The sequence below is a fragment of the Photobacterium sp. CCB-ST2H9 genome, from assembly GCF_023151555.2.
In the GTDB taxonomy this organism is placed as follows: domain Bacteria; phylum Pseudomonadota; class Gammaproteobacteria; order Enterobacterales; family Vibrionaceae; genus Photobacterium.
Genome location: NZ_CP100425.1, coordinates 385,290 through 404,708 on the forward strand (window position 1 = coordinate 385,290; position 19,419 = coordinate 404,708).

Here is a 19,419-nt window from a genome sequence, read left to right on the forward strand (position 1 = left end):
GGTCATAGTGTTACATGAAACCTATCTTTGGCAGAGGTCCTTCTCTGCAATGGCGCCTGTTTCTTGCCTTGTTACTGTCGGTCGGCCTGATGTTTGCCGACCGTCGTCTTGATGCTTTCGCTCAGGTTCGTTATGTCCTGAACTCGGCGGTTGCGCCACTGCAATACGCTGCAAATCTTCCTCGCGAAATTCTGGACGGACTTTCCAGTCAGCTGAGCTCTCATCAGCGGTTACTGGCAGAAAACAAAGCGCTTAAGCGTGATTTACTGGTGCTGCAGAGCGATGTGCTTTTGCTGGACCAGCTGCAACAGGAAAACCAGCGACTCCGTGAACTGCTGGGTTCGCCTTTCGTGCGTGATGAACGCAAGATGGTGGCCGAAGTCATGGCCGTCGACTCCGATCCGTACAGTCATCAGGTGATGATCGATAAAGGCCATGTCGATGGGGTTTATGAAGGTCAGCCTGTGATTAACGACAAAGGGATTGTGGGTCAGGTGTCTTATGTCGGTGCCCATAACAGCCGGGTACTGCTGTTGATTGACCCGACGCATGCGATCCCGGTGCAGGTGGTGCGGAACGACATTCGTGTGATTGCTTCCGGCAGCGGTGAACAGGACCAGATTCAGCTGGAACATGTGCCAAGCAGCACCGATATTAAGGTCGGCGATCTGTTGGTGACTTCTGGTCTGGGCGGTCGTTATCCTGAAGGTTATCCGGTTGCACGGGTCACTGAGTTCTCGTTCGACAATAAACGGCCTTTTGCACAAATTAAAGCGATGCCGACCGTGCAGTTCGATCGATTGCGCTATCTGCTGCTGGTCTGGCCGACCGACAGAGAAAGACAAGTCATAACCAAAGGAGAATCGGTCGATGGCTAATACTCGAGCCAATGGCATTCTGCTGATTTGGCTGTCGTTTGTGGTTGCGCTGATTTTACAGGCAGCCCCGTGGCCGGGACAGTTTGAGGCCTTCCGGCCTTCCTGGGTGATGCTGGTGGCATTTTACTGGGTGCTGGCCCTGCCGCATCGGGTCAATGTGGGGACCGCGCTGGTGCTGGGGCTGATCTGGGATTTGCTGCTCGGCTCAACCCTGGGAATCCGCGGCATGATGATGTCCGTGGTGTGCTATATTGTCGCGCTGAATTTTCAGGTGATGCGTAACCTGTCATTGTGGCAACAGGCGATGATCGTGGCTTTGTTATCACTGGCGGGCAAACTGGTCGAATTCTGGGCGGAATATCTGATCGTCGAAATCGAGTTCGATCCAAACCGGCTGTGGGCTGTGTTACTTAATTTCCTGCTCTGGCCGTGGCTGTTTCTGTTTTTGCGCCGTATTCGCCGTAAGTTTTCAATTCGTTAAGGGGCTTTCGCCCCTTTTTTGACAGTGCCGTTTGAGGCTGACCTGAAAGTGCCCTCAGGGTTCTGTCGTATTTCAAGGTAGAATCAAGATGACACAACTGTATCTGGCATCCGGCTCACCACGTCGTAAAGAATTACTGTCCCAACTCGGATATCCTTTCGAGATTCTTTCCCTGGATGTGGAAGAGTGCCATCAGGCCGGGGAAACACCGGCAGAATATGTGCAGCGCCTGTCACTGGATAAAGCGATGGCCGGTGTCCGTGCTACCGATGGAAATATCCCGGTCGTCGGCTCAGACACGATCGTGGTTGTTGATGAGCAGATTCTTGAAAAACCGAGGGATTTTGCGCACAGCTACGAGATGCTCATGTTATTATCCGGACGAAGTCATCAGGTCATGACAGCGGTGTCTGTCGCGACGCAGACACGCCAGGTCACCAGGCTTGTGGTGACTGAGGTCTGGTTCCGGCCACTGACCGAGCAGGATATCCGGGATTACTGGCAAAGCGGTGAACCCCGGGATAAAGCCGGCAGTTATGCCATTCAGGGGATTGGCGGGAAATTTATTCCCCGTATCGAAGGAAGCTACCATGCTGTAGTTGGCCTGCCGTTGGTGGAAACTGATGCGCTGATCCGTGATTTTATAGCCCACTAAAATAAAGACAGAGGCATCCATGAGTACCGAGCTGCTGATCAATGTGACACCCAGTGAAACCCGTGTGGCCATGATCGAGGGGGGAAACCTCCAGGAAATTCATATTGAGCGTGAATCGAAGCGTGGCATTGTCGGTAATATTTACAAAGGCAAGGTCAGTCGGGTTCTGCCGGGCATGCAGGCCGCTTTTGTGGATATCGGTCTGGATAAAGCCGCGTTTTTACATGCATCCGATATTGTGCCGCATACTGAGTGTGTCGCGGAAAATGAAAAACAGCAGTTTCAGGTGCGGGATATTTCAGAGCTGGTCCGTCAGGGGCAGGATCTGGTGGTGCAGGTAGTGAAAGATCCGCTGGGGACTAAAGGTGCCCGGCTGACCACAGATGTCACTCTGCCGTCACGCTATCTGGTGTTTATGCCGGGAGCCAGCCATGTCGGTGTCTCACAGCGAATTGAAAGTGAAACTGAACGTGAGCGGCTCAAAGCGCTGGTCATGCCGCATTGTGACGAGTTGGGCGGATTTATCATCCGGACTGCGGCAGAGGGTGCGACGACTGAAGAAATGGCTCAGGATGCGGCATTCCTGAAACATTTGTGGCGAAAAGTACTGGAACGTCGCAGAAAGTATAAAAGTAAGTCCATGCTGTACGGCGAACTGGGATTAGCCCAGCGTATATTGCGGGATTTTGTCGGGACGGAGCTGGACTCCATTTATGTCGATTCCCGCCTCGCTTTTGAAAATTTAATGGAATTTACCGACGAGTTCGTGCCAGAAATCAGCAGTAAACTGGTGCATTACACCGGCGAGCAGCCCATTTTTGATTTGTACGATACCGAGAATGAAATTCAGCGCGCACTGGATCGTAAAGTTGAGCTGAAATCGGGCGGATATCTGATCATTGATCAGACGGAAGCCATGACCACGATCGATATTAATACCGGTGCATTTGTTGGTCGCCGTAATCTGGAAGAAACGATCTTCAACACCAACATCGAGGCGACCAAAGCCATTGCCCGTCAGCTGCGTTTGCGAAATTTAGGGGGCATTATCATTATCGATTTCATCGATATGGCCTCGGAAGAACATCGCCGCAGGGTACTGACTGCACTGGAGCACGCCCTGTCTTATGACAGAGTGAAAACCAATATTAATGGCTTTACGCAACTGGGGCTGGTTGAAATGACCCGGAAGCGTACCCGGGAAAGTATTGAACATGTACTGTGCGGGACTTGTCCAACTTGTGAAGGTCGCGGCACGGTGAAAACGGTCGACAGTGTCTGCTATGAGATCCTGCGTGAAATTACCCGGGTAAACCGGGCGTATGATGCCGACCGTTTTGTGGTTTATGTCTCGCCTGCTGTGGCCGAAACCCTGGCCGGAGAGGAATACCATGCGCTGGCCGAACTGGAAGTCTTTATCGGCAAACAGGTCGAAGTGAAAATTGAGCCTTTGTATAACCAAGAACAATTTGATGTTGTCATGATGTAACCCCTGATTCGAGAGTGGAAATGCTGTGCTGATAAAATTGACCCGCGTCCTGAAGTGGACGTTGCTGACACTGCTGGTCATCGGCGCGGTGCTGATTACATCTCTGCGTCTGCTGCTGCCTCAGCTGAACAATTACCGTGCGCCGATCACTGCCTGGCTTTCTGAGGAAACCAGCCTGCAGATCGGGGTCGCACAGGTGGAAGGGCGCTGGCATAACCTCGGTCCGGTCATGGCATTGCATGGTGTTCGTCTGGGCCAGAACAGCCACGACATGATCCAGGCCCGGGAAATCGATCTGGAACTCGACCTGTGGCAATCCCTCCTCAATTTGAAACCTGTGTTCCGGGACGTGCAAATCTACGGCCTGTCTCTGGATTTCACACAATTACCTGCCAGTAACGACGCCACGGACAGTGCCAGACAACTGGATCTGGCCCGGATTGAACAGGTGCTGTTCGTACAGCTGGGGACATTTTCACTCCGTGATGCAACGCTGGTGGTGACCTCCCCGGCAGGCCATCGTCAACCCGTGACGCTGAAAGAGCTGAAGTGGGACCGGCGGGGCGGGATGCATCTGGCTGAAGGTGTCGTCAGTATTCCGGGGACGGACCTGAATCAGCTGAATGTCGTTGCAAACCTGTCTGCAAAAAATGGCCTGCCCAGTTTGTCCGGTACCGTCTATATCCGGACCCGAAACCTTTCTTTCACACCCTGGCTCAATCAGGCCATTCTGGGGGGGGAGAAGATCACGGACAGCCAGATCAATACTGAAGTCTGGCTGACGCTGGAGAATGGCCGGCTGAGTCACAGTAAGGTTCGCTTCCAGGACTCTTTTGTCCGCTGGCAGGAAAAAGGCGTGAAGCACGAACTGGCTCTGCTGCGCGGCATGCTGTCCCTTTCATCGGTCACACAAAATGGTGCGCCGGGATGGCGGCTGGACAGCCATAAGCTGGTGCTGGCAACGGATGAGAAGGCCTGGCCGCGTCTGGATTTTGCTGCCCAATGGCTGGCTGCGAACGGGCATGGGCAGGCATTGGCTGCGGACTTGCCGTTGATGGGCACCATTCGTCAGGGAAGCTGGCAACTGGCGGTCAGCAACATTGAGCTGGCGCGGCTGCACCCGCTGAGTACTTTATTACCCGATGAAAATGCGGCCCGTCAGGCTATTCAGACACTTCAGCCAGCCGGTTTGTTGAAAGATCTGCGCTTTGCCGGACAGGGACTGGCTGTCCCGCGTTTTTCCCTGACACTGGACAGTGTCTCCAACAAGCAATGGATGTACCTGCCGGCTTTTCAAAACCTGAATGCGACTGTGGCGGGTGATGCGCATCAGGGACAAATCATGCTGGATGTTGCTCAGCAAACGCTGGATTACGATAAAGTATTCCAGGCGCCGATGAAGATCGATCAGGCGGATGTGCGGGCTTTCTGGCAGCAGGATGAACAGGGCTGGCGGATCTGGAGCGACGCACTGTCGGTCAGTACCCCGCACCTGAAGGCCAGCGGGCAGTTCAGACTGGATTTTCCGGCCAACGCTCCTTCCTGGCTGTCATTTTACGGGGAAACAGAACTGAAAGATGCCGGGGCTGCCTGGCGTTATCTGCCCAGACCGGCTCTGGGTCAGCAACTGACGGATTATTTGTCTGCAGCGATCCGCGGCGGTCAGTCTGAGCATGCTCAGTTATTGTGGTACGGCGATCTGCCGGCTTTTCCTTACGCACATCATGACGGTAATTTTGAGGTTCATGTACCGCTTCAGTCGGGGCGGTTTAGTTTTGACACGGCCTGGCCGGAACTGACGGATTTGGATCTGGATCTGGTGTTTCGCAATGATCGGATGCTGATCGATGCGCGTCATGCCAAAACCAAAGGCGCAATTGCACAGCGGGTGACCGGGGATGCCTGGCTACACCCCGATGGTCATCTCAAGCTGGATATGGAAGTGGGCGCTCAAGGGGAGCTGGTGCGCGACTACATGATGGCGACCCCGCTGGTTGACTCCGTCGGCGCTGCATTGACAGCTGTGCAGGTCGAAGGCCCGGTCAATGCCCGGTTGTTGCTGGATATTCCGTTCAGCGGTGAGCTGGTGCACGCGAAAGGGGAAGCGATACTGGATAATAACGACGTGACGATTGAGAGTCTGGCGTTACCGCTGTCGCAGGTCAAAGGAAAAATTGAGTTCAGCGACGATCAGATCACAGCTCAGAACATGACGGCTTACTGGTTGGGTCAGCCGCTGACGGTGAGTTTTGATGGTGCCAGCGCGGCATCGGGGTATCAGGTCAGTGTCGATCTGGATGGCGTGTGGCAGATCCCGTCTCTGCAGCAACGGTTGCAGGATCCTTTGTTGGCCCAAATGACGGGCAACAGCCGGTGGCACGGCAACGTGGGTGTGGTGCTGCACGATACCGGACTGGATTATCAGGTTTCGATACAGGCGCCTCTGAAAGGGATCCGCAGTCAGCTGCCGTATCCGCTCACACTGGTGCCCGGTAATTCGGGCAAAGCTTTGCTGACCGCTGCGGGCAATACCTCACGACTGGAAGCCAGCCTGACGGTCCCGGATGCACAATATAAAGCCGAGATCCTTCTGTCACCGACGCCGGAAATCGTGCGCAGCGGACTGAGTATTGGATTGTCTGAACGTCGCAGCTTGCCGAAGAAAGGCCATGACATCCGGATTCAGGCTAACCGTGTGGATGCGGATGCCTGGGAAGCTCTGGTTCAGGCTATCATGGCCAAAAAGCAACATCAGTCCGGACCTGCGCTGATCGAACTGCCTTTACCGACCCGGGTGAATGCCCGTATTCAGCAATTGAAACTGGCGGGGCTGAACTGGCACGATCTGGAACTGGCGGTGCGTAAACAGCCGTCCCAGTGGCATGCGGTGTTAGGCAGCCGGGAAGTGAGTGGTGAACTGTTCTGGCCGGATAAACAGCCACTGAAGATTAACCTTGAGCAGTTCCATCTGAATCTGCCGGAAGGAAAAAAACCGTTGGAGCCAATTGCTTCCAAACGTAAATATGTGCCGCAAGTCAGTATCCCGCCGGTCACTGACTTTGACCGGAGCATGATGACTTATCTGCCGGAAATGGATGTGAAGGTGAAAGATTTGTGGTTGCAGGGCTATCGCCTGGGGGCGCTGAGCGGGCGTCTGCGCCGCGAGGATCAGACGCTGATTCTGGAGGAGCTGCAGCTGGATTCGGGGACCACGTCGCTGAGTCTGGATGGCCACTGGACCATGAGTCAGTATCAGAATGAAACTCAGATTGCTTTTGATATTTCCGGTGAAGACAGTTCTGAACTGATGGGACGTTTAGGCGTTTCCGGCGGTATTCAGGATGCCAGCTTTAAGAGTTATGCCTCTATTCAGTGGCAGGGTGCGCCCTGGTCCATGCACCGTGAAACCCTGACCGGTGAACTCAAAACAGAAACCGGGAAAGGGGTGATCCGGGATGTGGGCGGTGCCGGGCGGATTCTGGGGCTGTTCAGTCTGGACTCGATTATTCGTAAGATGCAGCTCGATTTCACTGGCGTGTTTGATGATGGCATGGCTTTTGACTACATCAAAGGCTCCGGGCGAATTGAAAATGGCCTTTTCCGCACCGATGATGTCGAAATGAAGGCACTGGCCGGGGATATGTATATTCAGGGAAGTGCTAATCTGGTAGATGAAACGGTGAATGCGCGGGTGAAATTTATTCCGGATCTGACTTCAGGGATTCCGGTGCTGACGGCATTTGCCGTGGCGCCTCAGACGGCGATTGTCGTGTTTGCGATTTCGACGGCACTGTCGCCGGTTGTGGACGTCTTTACCCAGATAAACTATGTGGTGAGCGGACCGATTGAGTCACCGATCGTGACCGAGCAGTCCCGCTTTACCGGGGAATTCAAGGTTCCGGAATCGCTGAAACAACAAGCGACCCCTTAAACCGACTGCGAAAGGACATGCCCGACTTTACCTGAAAGGAAAGTTGAGGTCATAATGATAAGAGAATCAATTCATAATGGAGTATGTGATGGCCAAAGTGGGTGTTGTACAGATGAATTCCGGGCCGGATCCTGAGGTGAATCTGGCGCAGTTGAAGAAGAAGCTGAAAGGGTTACAGCTCCAGGGCGCCAAGCTCGTTGTGACCCCGGAAAACTGCCTGGTCTTTGGGACGCGTCAGGATTATGAACGTCATGCGGAGCCTCTGGGCAACGGACCTTTACAATCTGAACTGGCGGCAATCTCGAAGCAGCTGGGGATCTGGCTGCTCATTGGCTCGATGCCGGTTCGTCGCGATGATGGTGCTATGACGACCACAGCGCTGCTGTTCAATGATCAGGGAGAGCTGGAGGCGCATTACGACAAACTGCATATGTTTGATGTGGAGGTGGCCGATCGTCACCACAGCTATCGGGAGTCGGATACCTTCCGGCCGGGTGGTGCGGTTCGGGTTGTGAAAACACCTTTCGGCAACATCGGACTGTCAATCTGTTATGATGTGCGTTTTCCGCAGCTCTACAGTGCGCTGCGGGCTCAGGGCGCAGACATTATCGTTGTCCCCGCGGCCTTCACGAAAGTCACTGGTAAGGCGCACTGGGATATCCTGCTGCGCGCCAGAGCGATCGAAACGCAGTGCTGGATTGTGGCAGCCGCGCAGTGGGGCGAGCATAACCAGGGCCGGGAAACCTGGGGTCACTCCATGATTGTGGATCCCTGGGGACAGGTGGTTGCCTGCCAGGAGCAGGGAACGGGGGTTGTCGCCGCGGAGATCGATCTGGGCCTGAGTGAGCAGATTCGAACCAATATGCCATTGCTGCAACACACCCGATTTCAGGTGCAGCAGTGCAACACAGAAGAGTAAAGGCAATGATGCTGGAAACCGTAGAACAGACCATGCTGGCCCAGTCCGGACTTGAGCGTAAAGATCTCAGCCAGATTCTGGCCCTGATGACCGCCCGTAATGTGGATTATGGCGACATCTATTTTCAGTCCAGCTGGCATGAGTCACTGGTCCTGGAAGACAGCATTATCAAGGATGGTTCATTCAATATTGACCGGGGTGTCGGGGTTCGTGCGGTCTCCGGTGAAAAAACGGGATTTGCCTATTCGGATCAAATCAGCAAGCTGGCTCTGACGCAAAGTGCGAAAGCAGCACGCGGGATTGCGCGCAGCGGCGGAGAAGGGAAAGTCAAAACACTGGCAGCTTCTCCGGTGCCTGCGGTCTACGCACCGGTCAATCCGCTGGAAAGTATGGAACGGCAGGATAAAATCGCCCTCCTGAAGGAAGTGGATGCTTACATTCGTGCCAAAGAACCACTGGTGAAAGAAGTTTCCGTCAGCATCAACGGTGTCTATGAACAGGTGCTGGTGGCTGCTATTGATGGCACTTACGCCGCAGACATCCGTCCGCTGGTCCGTTTTTCGGTCAGTGTGCTGATCGAAAAAAATGGCAAGCGGGAAAGCGGCAGTGCGGGTGGTGGCGGCCGGTTCGGCTACCAGTACTTTAAGACGGAAACGGATGGTAAATCTGTTGCCCTTCAGTATGCCGATGAAGCCCTGCGTCAGGCATTGATTAATGTAGATGCGGATCCGGCACCTGCCGGAACCATGCCGGTGGTCCTTGGGGCCGGATGGCCTGGTGTATTGCTGCATGAAGCTGTGGGCCATGGCCTGGAAGGCGACTTTAACCGAAAAGGCTCTTCCATGTTCTCCGGTCAGATGGGTCAGCAGGTGACGTCCAGCCTGTGTACCATTGTGGATGACGGCACTCTGGCAGATCGCCGGGGCTCGCTGAATATCGATGATGAAGGCACACCGGGTCAGTACAATGTGCTGGTGGAAGGCGGTAAGCTGAAAGGCTACATGCAGGATAAACTGAATGCGCGTCTGATGGGGGTAAACCCGACGGGGAACGGTCGCCGTGAATCCTATGCGCATCTGCCGATGCCACGCATGACCAATACTTATATGCTGCCGGGCGAGCATACCCCGGAAGAAATTATTGCCAGTGTCTCGAAAGGTATTTACGCGCCGAATTTTGGCGGTGGTCAGGTCGATATTACTTCAGGCAAGTTTGTATTCTCCGCGTCTGAAGCGTATTTGATTGAAAACGGTAAAATTACGCGTCCGATTAAAGGTGCGACGCTTATCGGCAGCGGTATTGAAGCCATGCAGAAAGTGTCGATGGTCGGTAATGATCTGGAGATTGACCGCGGGGTTGGCGTCTGCGGCAAAGCGGGTCAGAGTGTTCCGGTTGGCGTCGGTCAGCCGACGCTGAAACTGGAATCGATGACTGTGGGTGGTACACAGTAAATTCTGTAGTATTGCGACCAAAAACAAGCATAAAAAAATGCCAGCGAAATGCTGGCATTTTTATTCGCAGCAAAGCGTATCGGATACATCAGTCAGTGATGTACAGACCTTTCAGGATCTGGAAGATCTCGCGATAGGCTTTGGCGGGTTTGTTCTGTGCTTTTTCTTTGTTAGCCATGCGAACAAGCTGACGCAGTTGCTGACGATCAGCTTCCGGGTGAGCATCCATCACTTCATTGATGACGCTGTCGCCGTCGTCAATCATGCGATCCCGCAGGGTTTCCAGCTTGTGCAGTTGTGCAGTGACCTGAGCATGTTTGTTGTTCAGTTTATCCAGTGCAGTCTGAATCGGCTCAATGTCTTCATTTCGCATGAGTTTGCCAATCAACTGTAACTGGCGGCGGTAAGCTTCCTGCTTGAACCGGTGCGCATCTTTAATGGCACGCAGCAGGTCTTCGCTGACCGGTACTTTTGCCAGGGCATTTGGCTTGAGCTTGACCAGCTCTTCGCCCATTTTCTGCAGGGCTTCCATGTCACGTTTCATCTCGGATTTACTGACCCAGATGATTTCCTCTTCCTCTTCCCAGGGGGCTCTCTTGTTTTTACGACTCATAACAGGCTCATGACTGACTTCAATGTCTCTATTTTATCAGTTTCAGGTTGAATTTGGGCGCATTTTAATTCCCTTGAGTGTTATCCTTAGGAAAACAGTACAGATTAAATGATGGCTATGGATGTGAAACAACAAGTCGCTCAGCAACGCCGCGAGTTGGAACAGGCAGTCGCCCGAGCTTTGGAACTGGCTGGTCAGCAGGCAGATGCTGCCGAAGTGGCGATTAACAAGTCAACAGGGATCAGTGTCTCGACGCACCTGTGTGAGGTTGAAAACGTCGAGTTCAACAGTGATGGTGCCATGGGGATTACCGTGTACCGCGGCCAGAAAAAAGGCAGCGCCTCGACTTCTGATCTCAGCGAAGCCGCGATAGCTCAGACTGTGGCTGCGGCGCTGGAAATTGCCCGCCATACCTCGGAAGATCCTTATGCTGGTCCCGGCCCTGCGGAACTGATGGCCCGGAATATTCCGGATCTGGATCTTTTCCATCCGGATGAACCCGAGCCGGATCATGCCGCTTCTATCGCAATTGCTGCCGAACAGGCTGCGCTGGATGCTGACAGCCGGATCAAACAAAGTGACGGTGCCAGTTATGACAGCCACTACGGCGTTCGGGTTTACGGTAACAGCCATGGCATGCTGGCCAGTTATGCGAGCAGTCGCCACAGCATCAGTTGCAGCGTAATTGCGGAAGGCAAAAACGGGGATATGGAGCGAGATTACAGCTACACGCTGGCGCGACGTACTTCTGATTTGTGGTCGCCGGAGCAGGTCGGGCGGCATGCTGCTGAGCGTACCGTCAGCCGTATTGATCCACAGAAACTGACCACCCGTCAGGCGCCAGTGATGTTTGCATCGGATATTGCGACCGGGCTGTTTGGTCATCTTGTGATGGGGATCAGCGGTGCAAACCTGTACCGGAAATCGACCTTTTTGCTGGACATGCTGGATGAGCAGATTTTTCCGTCCTGGCTCAATATCAGTGAGCGGCCGCACCTGCTGCGCGGATTGGCCAGTACGCCGTTCGACAGTGAAGGTCTGGCAACCCATGACCGGGTAATCATTCAGGACGGGGTTTTGAAAACCTACCTGATGACCAGCTACGCAGCCCGGAAACTGGGGCGTCAGCCAACGGGACATGCCGGTGGTATTCACAACTGGTTGGTGTCCAGTACCGGTGAAGATTTTCAGGCGATGCTGCGCAAGCTGGATACAGGCTTCCTGGTGACCGAGCTGATGGGGCAGGGCGTGAACATTGTGACCGGTGATTATTCCCGTGGTGCAGCCGGTTTCTGGGTCGAGCGGGGCGAAATCCAGTTCCCGGTCAGTGAAGTCACGATCGCTGGCAATCTGAAAGACATGATGACCAACATTGTGGCGATCGGCACAGATACGGAAACCCGCAGCCAGATCCAGACTGGATCGGTCTTGCTCGAATCAATGAAGATCGCGGGCGAATAACAGCGTTTAGTGTATAAAATTGTCGTATAAAAAAGGTCTGGCAGTGCCAGACCTTTTTTGTTTCTGTGCTGTCACTTGTCAGGTGATAAAGACGGTTGCAAGGCCGAGGAAGACCGACAATCCGACAATGTCGGTAATGGTGGTCAGTGCCATGCCGCCTGCCAGCGCGGGGTCAATGTCCAGTTTCTTGAGAATAATGGGGACACCGACACCAGCCACCCCGGCAACCAGCAGATTAGTCATCATGGCCCCGGCAATAATACCGCCTAGCATCACATTGCCTTTCCACAACATGACCACACCGCCAATGATACAGGCCCAGAGAATCCCGTTGATCAGGCCGACCCGGGCTTCTTTACTCAGCAGCCAGCGGGTATTGGAATCCCCGATATGGCCCACGGCAAGACCACGGATCACCAGGGCGACGGTCTGGTTACCGGCCACACCGCCCATGGAAGGCACAATCGTCATCAGGACGGCAATGGCTGCCATTTTGTCCAGTGTGTCTTCGAACATATTGGAAACCGATGCCGCAGCCAGGGCTGCCAGAACATTCACACCCAGCCAGATACTGCGGCGACGGGCTGATTTCATCACGGGGGCAAAGGTGTCTTCGTCGTCATCCATACCCGCCATACTCATCATGGAGTGTTCGGCATCTTCACGGATGATATCAACCACATCATCAATGGTGATCCGGCCGACCAGTTGATTATTGGCATCAACGACCGGGGCTGACAGCCAGTTCCGGCGCTCGAACAGATTCGCGACTTCGCTGTCGTCCATGTCGACATTGATGGCTTCATCCGGGTCGTCCATCACTTCGCTGATTTGTACATCAGGCTGGGTCGTGATCAGAGTGGCGAGTGAGAGGTGACCAATCAGCACATTCTGTTCGTCAACTACGTACAGGGCGTCGGTCGCTTCCGGCAGTTCGCCTTTCATCCGCAGGTAACGCAGCACCACATCTGCGGTTACATCGCCGCGAATTGTGACGAAGTCGGTACTCATCATACCGCCGGCGCTTTCTTCCGGATAGGCCAGCGCCAGTTCGATCCGGTGTCGATCGGCGGCATCCATTTGCGCCAGAACTTCCTGGAACCGCCGATCCGGCAGGCTACGCAGGACGTAAGCGACGTCATCGCTTTCCATACCTTCAGCAACGGCCGCCAGCTTTTCCGGGGCCATCATGGCGACGATGCCGTCTTTGACATCTTCAGACAGTTCGTCGAGGATCTCGCCCTGTTCTTCCGGATCAGTCAGTTGCCAGAGCACCTGGCGCTCTTTCGGCGGACAGGCTTCAAGCAGGTGAGCAATGTCTTCCGGCTCCATATCCTGCAGCATTCGCCTGACGTGCACGAACATCCCTCGTTCCAGGGCCTGGTTGACTTGTTGCAGCGTCTGGTGGGTCTGATCTTGTTCGAAAACGTCCGCCATGAGAACTACCTTGCTTCGTGAATATGTCCGGCGCTCAAATGAAAGCGGACGGAAAATGGCGCAATAAGCTGAATATTAACGCAATAATGTGTCCTTTGTCTCATTGGATCTGAAATCTTACTGAGATTTCACCAGATGGCGGGACAATTCCGGAAGAGTCTGAAAAGCGGTAGAGTATTGTCAGAAAGGTTCATATTGCCGAAATTCAAAGCGATTTCAGCACAATTCGCGGTAAATGATTTGTTCACAAAGAAACGGGACAGCGGTCAGCTATCTTCATCAAAGCCGTTTTCAATCAGGGAAGTGACGGCTTCCAGCGCGGCACTGGCATCACTGCCTTCGGCGCTGACGGTGATTTTCTGTCCCTGCGCCGACTCCAGCATCAATAGCCCCATCACACTGTCCGCGGTCGCAGACTTGTCTGCGTTGGTGACGGTGACGGTCGATTCAAAGCTCTGGGCCAGTTCGACCAGTTTGATTGCAGCTCTGGCGTGCAGGCCCAGGCGATTTTTGATGAATAGTTCTCGGCTGACTGTACTCATGCTCAATGCTTCTGTTTTGTCTGTTGTTCCAGGGTCCGGTGCCGGATCTGAACCTGCTGGCCCTGATGCCGGAAATACTCTGCCAGTTGCTGGGCGACATACACCGACCGATGCTGACCACCGGTGCAGCCAATGGCAACTGTGACATAGCTGCGGTTGTTTTTCTCCAGCATCGGCAGCCAGTTCTCCAGGAAGTTACGGATCTGATAGATCAGCTGGGAAACTTCATGGTGGCTGGCGAGGTAATCCTGAACAGCACTATCAAGGCCCGTCTGCGGTTTCAGTTCCGGAACCCAGTGCGGATTAGGCAGGAAACGAACATCAAAGACGAAATCTGCATCGGTCGGCAGACCGTGTTTGAAGCCGAAGGATTCAAAGACCATCACCAGTTCACGGGATTCACGTCCCAGTACCCGGGCACGCACGGTCTCACTCAGATCATGAATCGACAGCTGTGTGGTATCCAGCACCAGATCAGCCTGTTCCTTGAGATTGGCCAACCAGGCGCTTTCTGCCTGAATGGCTTCTTCCAGGCTCATATTCTGGCGGGATAATGGATGCAGACGCCGGGTTTCACTGTAGCGCTTCACCAGGGTTTTATCGTCTGCATCGAGAAACAGCAGGCTGACATCTGCCTGCTGACGTACATCGTGCAGAACGCCACTGGTAATATCGTGATCGGCCGGCATATTGCGCACATCAACGCTGACAGCGACATTCTGGGTGAGCGGGTCCAGTGTTTTGATCAGATCGGAAAGCAGGTGAACCGGCAGGTTATCGACACAATAGTATCCGAGGTCTTCCAGTACCCGCAGGGCAACTGATTTTCCTGAGCCTGAGCGGCCACTGACTATCATCAATTTCATGACGGGCTTTCCTTGTGCCGGTTAAGAGGGCTCTGTGGTCATGATCTGGTAAAGCTCTTCGTCGCTTTTCGCGGCCCGTAGCTGTTTCAGGATGGTTTTATCACTGAGTTTTTCGGCCATACTGGACAAAGTTTTCAGGTGCTCTTTGCATTGAGCATCCGGAACCAGCAGTGCAAACAACAGATCGACTGGTTGATTGTCGATGGCATCAAACTGAATGGGTTGCTGGCATTGGATCAGAACAGCAATGGCTTGCTCACTGTCGCTGATGCGGCCATGGGGTATCGCGATGCCGTTACCGATCCCGGTGCTGCCCATTTTTTCCCGGTTCAGCATGCACTCAAACAGTGGCTGAGGGTTTTGGTTTAAATGTTGGCCGGCGATTTCGCTGATAATTTCCAGCGCGCGTTTTTTGCTGGAGCAGTGGACTGCACTCTTGGTGCAGTCCAGGCTTAATACTCGACTCAGTTGCATGTTAATGACTATTGAGTTTGTCTTTGTGTTTGTTTAGTTGACGGACCAGTTTATCAGTTAATTGGTCAATTGCAGCATACATATTTTCAGAATCTGCTCTCGCATGGATTTCACCGGCGTTAATGTGAAGGGTCGCCTCGGCGATTTGCTGCAATTTCTCCACATTCAGGACCACATGCACGTTGTTAATCTTATCGAAAAAGCGCTCCAGCTTATCGAACTTGGTTGTCACATATTCACGCAGCGAAGGGGTGATTTCAATGTGGTGACCAGTGAGATTAATTTGCATAGACATCTTCCTCCTTTTGCTGCCTCTCTCCTCAGAGCAGGCGCTTTCTTTGGCTTGAAGGCGGGATACCAAGCGATTCACGGTATTTGGCAATAGTACGTCGGGCCACCATGATGCCTTGATCCGCCAGTAATGTCGCTATTTTGCTATCACTCAAAGGTTTGGCCTGATTCTCAGCCGCAACCAATTTCTTCACCAGTGCTCGGATCGCGGTGGAAGAACATTCGCCCCCGTTATCCGTACTGACATGGCTGGAAAAGAAGAATTTCAACTCAAAGATACCCCGGGGAGTATGCATATATTTCTGCGTTGTGACCCGGGAAATGGTGGATTCGTGCATATCGACGGCCAGTGCGATGTCGTTCAGAACCATCGGCTTCATGGCTTCTTCGCCGTATTCGAAAAAGTCCTGCTGGTGCTCCACGATGCAGCGGGCAACTTTGAGCAGGGTTTCATTCCGGCTTTCCAGACTTTTGATCAGCCACTTGGCATCCTGCAGGTGACTGCGAATAAACTGGCTGTCTGCGCTGTTTCGCGTGTGTTTACTCAGCGCTGCATATTGCTCATTCACCCGCAGGCGAGGCACGCTGTCGGGGTTGATGGTGACCACCCACTTGCCTTTGTCCTTGAAGACGGACACGTCCGGAACAACATATTCGGTCTCAGAGGCGACGACCCGGTTTCCGGGACGCGGATCCAGCGAGTGGATCAGGGACATCACGTTTTTCAGCTCGTCTTCCTTGAGCTTGGTATCGCGCATCAGCTGGCGGTAATCACGGTTTGCCAGCAAGTCGAGGTGTTGAGTCAGAATCGTTTTGGCTTCATTCAGCCACGGAGTGTCTTCCGGATAGGTTGCCAGCTGAAGTAACAGGCATTCTTGAAGGCTGCGCGAGGCAACACCGAGCGGGTCAAACTGCTGAACCCGTTTCAGCACGGCTTCGACTTCATCAAGCTCGACGTTTTCATCGCCCATACTCTCAAGAATGTCTTCACAACTGCAGGTGAGATAGCCCTTGTCATCAATGGCATCAATGATGGCGAAGGCGATGGCACGGTCGGTATCGCTGAACGGGGTCAGCTCCAGCTGCCACATCAGGTAATCTTGCAGGGTTTCCGTGGTTTCCCCCTGATAGACCGGCATATCATCATCGGGGGCAATTCCGGTGCTGCCGGTGCCCGCGCTGTAGACGTCGTCCCAGGTGGTATCAACGGGTAAATCGGAAGGCATTTCCCGCTGTTCAATGACTTCAGAGGTGTCAAAGCTGTCACTACTGATCTCGTCGTATTGTTCGACTGAATCATCCTTGCCGTTTGCGCTTTCCGCACGGATTTCATCATTATCTGAGGATGTGGTGTCGTTGTCATGACTCTCGTCGAGCTCCAGCAAAGGGTTGGCATCTAAGGCTTCCTGGATTTCCTGTTGCAGGTCCAGTGTCGACAGTTGCAACAAGCGAATGGCTTGTTGCAGTTGCGGCGTCATTGCCAATTGTTGACCTAGCTTAAGCTGGAGCGAAGTTTTCATGTGTGTACAGACACCTTGTGATTATTGTATGAATCGCTTGTGGGTCAGCTTACCTCTCTTGTGCCCTTTTATCTATAACTATAGACGGAACTGGTCTCCCAGATAGACACGTTTCACATGCTCATCATTCAGCACTTCAGCGGGCGTTCCATGGGCGATGAGCTGCCCCTGACTGACAATGTAAGCATGCTCACAAACGTCCAGCGTCTCCCTGACATTATGGTCCGTGATCAGGACGCCGAGGCCGCGATCTCGCAGGTGTTCAATGATCTTCTTGATATCGATCACAGAGATAGGATCGACCCCGGCAAAGGGTTCATCCAGCAGGATGAATTTCGGGTTCGCCGCCAGAGCACGGGCGATTTCAACCCGGCGGCGCTCACCACCGGACAGCGCCATGCCCTGACTGTTACGGATGTGCTGAATGTTGAATTCGTCCAGCAGTTCTTCCAGCTTGTCCTGACGTTCGGCTTTAGAGAGCTCAGAGCGGGTCTGCAGCACGGCCATCAGATTGTCATGGACGGTCAGGCGACGGAAGATCGATGCTTCCTGCGGCAGATATCCGATCCCCATCCGGGCTCGGTTATGCATGGGCTGCAGGCTGATGTCATGATCGTCAATGGTGATTGAGCCGGCATCGCGGGCGACCAGGCCCACAATCATATAAAACGATGTGGTTTTGCCAGCCCCGTTCGGGCCGAGCAGACCGACAATCTTGCCGGACTCCACTTCCAGGCTGACATCGGATACGACTTTGCGCCCGTTGTAACTTTTTGCCAGATGGGTTGCGGTTAACTTTGACATTCGTTCTCTTTATTTATGGTTTTTGCTTGAGCTGATTTGGCTGCAAAATCGTGATCACCCGCTGCTGACCGCCGCTGGTGGCAACCAGTTTCTGCTCATCAATCTTATAGCTGATGGTTTTGCCCTTAATTTCACTGCCTTCCTGAACCAGCACGGCTTTATCCGTCATTTTCAGGAACTCGGTGGCGGTCTCGTAGCGCATTTGCATCGCGGAACCATTGATTGGCTTGCCATCATCCATTTTCTGGAAAAATGTGGCGGGTGAGCCATAAGCATCAATGGTTTGCTGATCACCGTTCTGAGTCTGGCGGGTGACGACAATTTTGTCCGCGCGAATATCAATACTGCCCTGACGCAGCGTGACATTGCCGGTGAACGTCACCACATTTTTCTGGATGTCCAGTTCCTGACTATCCGAATTGATGTAAATTGGTTGTTCGGTATCGTTGCTTAATGCCCAGCCGGATGTGCTGACTGCCAGGCAAAGCAGGGCGCTAATTTTGCAAAGCTTCATATCTACCTTTTACATTGTTCATCAGGGTCGCCACACTGCGCTCCATATTGCCTTTCATGCCAATCCCTTCATTCTGAAAGGCGCTGCCGGTAATCGTAACCGGATCGGGCGTATCGAAATCTTTACTGATTAAATCCAGCCGCAGTGTATCTGTTTTTATCGCTTCAATGGCGGAGTCGGGTAACAGGTTGAAGATTCTTACATTACCAGACATCTGCAGGATGTGTTCTTTATTTAGTGTGGCGTGATTTGCACTGATACGCCATTCGGTTTCATCGCCGTCTTTGTAAACCCAAATCACCGGCTGCTGGAAATCCGTGTTGCCGCTGAGATTGAAATACTCCAGCGTCTCAGATTCGATCCGATAACTGCGAATGCCCGACTCGGTATATGAGGTATTTCTGACCCCAGTACCCGTGAAGATTGGTTTTTCAGTATCCGGGGCGATCTGTGTTTCCTGTTGCCAGTGTTTCTGGAGCAGGTAGTAACCGGTCCATGCGCACAGGACGATCAGGAGCGCATAGAGCAGCCGGTTAAACGTCATATGCTCAGTCCCTTATGCTGATCCAGCTCACCGCGTGCTTCCAGAATCAGATCGCACACCTCACGCACGGCGCCGTAACCCCCTTTGATCCGGGTGGTCAGCTTGGCGCGCTGTGCCAGAAGCGGATGGCCATCGGCAACACAAACGGACAGTCCGACTTCGGCCATGACCGGCCAGTCAATCAGATCATCACCGATATAGGCGGTATGTTCCGGCGCGATAGCCAGTTTTTCTGTGAGATCCCGATACGCAGCCAGCTTGTTGTCCTGTCCCTGATAGACATGACGGATCCCCAGTGCGGACATCCGGTCTTCGACAATTTGTGAACGGCGGCCGGTAATGATGGCGACTTCCACACCGGCCGCCATCAGAGATTTGATGCCGTAGCCGTCACGGGTATGAAAGGTTTTCAGTTCTTCACCGTGGTTACCCATGTAGATCCGGCCATCAGAAAATACCCCGTCCACATCGCAGATCAGCAGACGGATATTTTTGGCTGTGTTGAAAGTTGCATCCGGGACTGGCCCGTACAATGTTGTTTGCATGGCG

At 53.4% G+C, this 19,419-nt stretch carries 19 protein-coding genes; 8 read left to right on the forward strand and 11 right to left on the reverse strand.

Translation table 11 applies throughout. The features are described 5' to 3' along the window. Window positions 1-14 precede the first annotated feature (14 nt). The 7 genes from mreC to tldD all read left to right on the forward strand — a co-directional run bounded on the left by mreC (window position 15) and on the right by tldD (window position 9,804). Complete coding sequence (gene mreC / locus L4174_RS01755; RefSeq protein WP_248143873.1) at window positions 15-878, forward strand: rod shape-determining protein MreC; 864 nt, start codon at window positions 15-17, stop codon at window positions 876-878. Continuing rightward, the gene (gene mreD / locus L4174_RS01760) at window positions 871-1,359 is read left to right on the forward strand and encodes a rod shape-determining protein MreD (protein WP_248143874.1); all 489 of its coding nucleotides are present in this window, start codon (window positions 871-873) and stop codon (window positions 1,357-1,359) included. The genes mreC and mreD overlap by 8 nt, the downstream gene beginning before the upstream one ends. Window positions 1,360-1,447: 88 nt before the next feature. Beyond that, window positions 1,448-2,014 carry a nucleoside triphosphate pyrophosphatase gene (locus L4174_RS01765; protein ID WP_248143875.1) on the forward strand — a complete coding sequence of 189 codons (567 nt, stop codon included), beginning with the start codon at window positions 1,448-1,450 and terminating at the stop codon, window positions 2,012-2,014. Between the two features lie 19 nt (window positions 2,015-2,033). Continuing rightward, window positions 2,034-3,503, forward strand: coding sequence for a ribonuclease G (gene rng, locus L4174_RS01770; protein WP_248143876.1), 1,470 nt, complete (start codon window positions 2,034-2,036; stop codon window positions 3,501-3,503). A 25-nt stretch (window positions 3,504-3,528) separates the two neighbouring features. Further along, complete coding sequence (locus tag L4174_RS01775) at window positions 3,529-7,434, forward strand: YhdP family protein (protein WP_248143877.1); 3,906 nt, start codon at window positions 3,529-3,531, stop codon at window positions 7,432-7,434. 88 nt (window positions 7,435-7,522) lie between these two features. Next, window positions 7,523-8,353, forward strand: a complete 831-nt coding sequence (locus L4174_RS01780) for a carbon-nitrogen hydrolase family protein (RefSeq protein ID WP_248143878.1) — start codon at window positions 7,523-7,525, stop codon at window positions 8,351-8,353. Between the two features lie 5 nt (window positions 8,354-8,358). Next, window positions 8,359-9,804, forward strand: a complete 1,446-nt coding sequence (gene tldD, locus L4174_RS01785) for a metalloprotease TldD (RefSeq protein ID WP_248144200.1) — start codon at window positions 8,359-8,361, stop codon at window positions 9,802-9,804. Between the two features lie 88 nt (window positions 9,805-9,892). Here tldD and yjgA read toward each other — a convergent pair whose 3' ends face one another. Further along, window positions 9,893-10,417, reverse strand: a complete 525-nt coding sequence (gene yjgA / locus L4174_RS01790; RefSeq protein WP_248143879.1) for a ribosome biogenesis factor YjgA — start codon at window positions 10,415-10,417, stop codon at window positions 9,893-9,895. 117 nt (window positions 10,418-10,534) lie between these two features. Here yjgA and pmbA point away from each other — a divergent pair, with 117 nt between their 5' ends. Beyond that, the gene (gene pmbA, locus L4174_RS01795) at window positions 10,535-11,878 is read left to right on the forward strand and encodes a metalloprotease PmbA (protein ID WP_248144202.1); all 1,344 of its coding nucleotides are present in this window, start codon (window positions 10,535-10,537) and stop codon (window positions 11,876-11,878) included. Between the two features lie 78 nt (window positions 11,879-11,956). On the opposite strand, the gene mgtE is transcribed toward pmbA, so the two are convergent. The 10 genes from mgtE to kdsC all read right to left on the reverse strand — a co-directional run bounded on the left by mgtE (window position 11,957) and on the right by kdsC (window position 19,415). Beyond that, a complete protein-coding gene (gene mgtE, locus L4174_RS01800; RefSeq protein ID WP_248143880.1) occupies window positions 11,957-13,315 on the reverse strand; it encodes a magnesium transporter in 1,359 nt (452 codons plus the stop codon). Window positions 13,316-13,581: 266 nt separating this feature from the next. Beyond that, window positions 13,582-13,857, reverse strand: a complete 276-nt coding sequence (locus tag L4174_RS01805; protein ID WP_248143881.1) for an HPr family phosphocarrier protein — start codon at window positions 13,855-13,857, stop codon at window positions 13,582-13,584. Between the two features lie 2 nt (window positions 13,858-13,859). Further along, window positions 13,860-14,723, reverse strand: a complete 864-nt coding sequence (gene rapZ / locus L4174_RS01810) for an RNase adapter RapZ (RefSeq protein WP_248143882.1) — start codon at window positions 14,721-14,723, stop codon at window positions 13,860-13,862. A 21-nt stretch (window positions 14,724-14,744) separates the two neighbouring features. After that, window positions 14,745-15,197: a PTS IIA-like nitrogen regulatory protein PtsN gene (gene ptsN / locus L4174_RS01815; RefSeq protein ID WP_248143883.1), complete on the reverse strand. Its 453-nt coding sequence runs from the start codon at window positions 15,195-15,197 to the stop codon at window positions 14,745-14,747. Between the two features lies 1 nt (window position 15,198). Further along, the gene (gene hpf / locus L4174_RS01820; protein ID WP_036749710.1) at window positions 15,199-15,486 is read right to left on the reverse strand and encodes a ribosome hibernation promoting factor; all 288 of its coding nucleotides are present in this window, start codon (window positions 15,484-15,486) and stop codon (window positions 15,199-15,201) included. Between the two features lie 31 nt (window positions 15,487-15,517). Continuing rightward, window positions 15,518-17,008: an RNA polymerase factor sigma-54 gene (locus tag L4174_RS01825; RefSeq protein WP_248143884.1), complete on the reverse strand. Its 1,491-nt coding sequence runs from the start codon at window positions 17,006-17,008 to the stop codon at window positions 15,518-15,520. A 78-nt stretch (window positions 17,009-17,086) separates the two neighbouring features. Beyond that, entirely contained in the window at window positions 17,087-17,812 is a 726-nt protein-coding gene (lptB, locus tag L4174_RS01830) for an LPS export ABC transporter ATP-binding protein (RefSeq protein ID WP_036749704.1), read from the reverse strand. 13 nt (window positions 17,813-17,825) lie between these two features. Then, window positions 17,826-18,326, reverse strand: a complete 501-nt coding sequence (gene lptA, locus L4174_RS01835; protein ID WP_248143885.1) for a lipopolysaccharide transport periplasmic protein LptA — start codon at window positions 18,324-18,326, stop codon at window positions 17,826-17,828. Continuing rightward, window positions 18,307-18,870: an LPS export ABC transporter periplasmic protein LptC gene (gene lptC / locus L4174_RS01840; RefSeq protein WP_248143886.1), complete on the reverse strand. Its 564-nt coding sequence runs from the start codon at window positions 18,868-18,870 to the stop codon at window positions 18,307-18,309. The genes lptA and lptC overlap by 20 nt, the downstream gene beginning before the upstream one ends. Continuing rightward, on the reverse strand, window positions 18,867-19,415 hold the full coding sequence (kdsC, locus tag L4174_RS01845) for a 3-deoxy-manno-octulosonate-8-phosphatase KdsC (RefSeq protein ID WP_371929367.1): 549 nt from the start codon (window positions 19,413-19,415) through the stop codon (window positions 18,867-18,869). The genes lptC and kdsC overlap by 4 nt, the downstream gene beginning before the upstream one ends. Between the last annotated feature and the right edge of the window lie 4 nt (window positions 19,416-19,419).

Coding starts and splice junctions, on each gene's coding strand:
- mreC (WP_248143873.1), top strand. CDS start 15: ATGAAACCTATCTTTGGCAGAGGTCCTTCTCTGCAATGGCGCCTGTTT.
- mreD (WP_248143874.1), top strand. CDS start 871: ATGGCTAATACTCGAGCCAATGGCATTCTGCTGATTTGGCTGTCGTTT.
- L4174_RS01765 (WP_248143875.1), top strand. CDS start 1,448: ATGACACAACTGTATCTGGCATCCGGCTCACCACGTCGTAAAGAATTA.
- rng (WP_248143876.1), top strand. CDS start 2,034: ATGAGTACCGAGCTGCTGATCAATGTGACACCCAGTGAAACCCGTGTG.
- L4174_RS01780 (WP_248143878.1), top strand. CDS start 7,523: ATGGCCAAAGTGGGTGTTGTACAGATGAATTCCGGGCCGGATCCTGAG.
- tldD (WP_248144200.1), top strand. CDS start 8,359: ATGATGCTGGAAACCGTAGAACAGACCATGCTGGCCCAGTCCGGACTT.
- yjgA (WP_248143879.1), bottom strand. CDS start 10,417: ATGAGTCGTAAAAACAAGAGAGCCCCCTGGGAAGAGGAAGAGGAAATC.
- pmbA (WP_248144202.1), top strand. CDS start 10,535: ATGGATGTGAAACAACAAGTCGCTCAGCAACGCCGCGAGTTGGAACAG.
- mgtE (WP_248143880.1), bottom strand. CDS start 13,315: ATGGCGGACGTTTTCGAACAAGATCAGACCCACCAGACGCTGCAACAA.
- L4174_RS01805 (WP_248143881.1), bottom strand. CDS start 13,857: ATGAGTACAGTCAGCCGAGAACTATTCATCAAAAATCGCCTGGGCCTG.
- rapZ (WP_248143882.1), bottom strand. CDS start 14,723: ATGAAATTGATGATAGTCAGTGGCCGCTCAGGCTCAGGAAAATCAGTT.
- ptsN (WP_248143883.1), bottom strand. CDS start 15,197: ATGCAACTGAGTCGAGTATTAAGCCTGGACTGCACCAAGAGTGCAGTC.
- hpf (WP_036749710.1), bottom strand. CDS start 15,486: ATGCAAATTAATCTCACTGGTCACCACATTGAAATCACCCCTTCGCTG.
- L4174_RS01825 (WP_248143884.1), bottom strand. CDS start 17,008: ATGAAAACTTCGCTCCAGCTTAAGCTAGGTCAACAATTGGCAATGACG.
- lptB (WP_036749704.1), bottom strand. CDS start 17,812: ATGTCAAAGTTAACCGCAACCCATCTGGCAAAAAGTTACAACGGGCGC.
- lptA (WP_248143885.1), bottom strand. CDS start 18,326: ATGAAGCTTTGCAAAATTAGCGCCCTGCTTTGCCTGGCAGTCAGCACA.
- lptC (WP_248143886.1), bottom strand. CDS start 18,870: ATGACGTTTAACCGGCTGCTCTATGCGCTCCTGATCGTCCTGTGCGCA.
- kdsC (WP_371929367.1), bottom strand. CDS start 19,415: ATGCAAACAACATTGTACGGGCCAGTCCCGGATGCAACTTTCAACACA.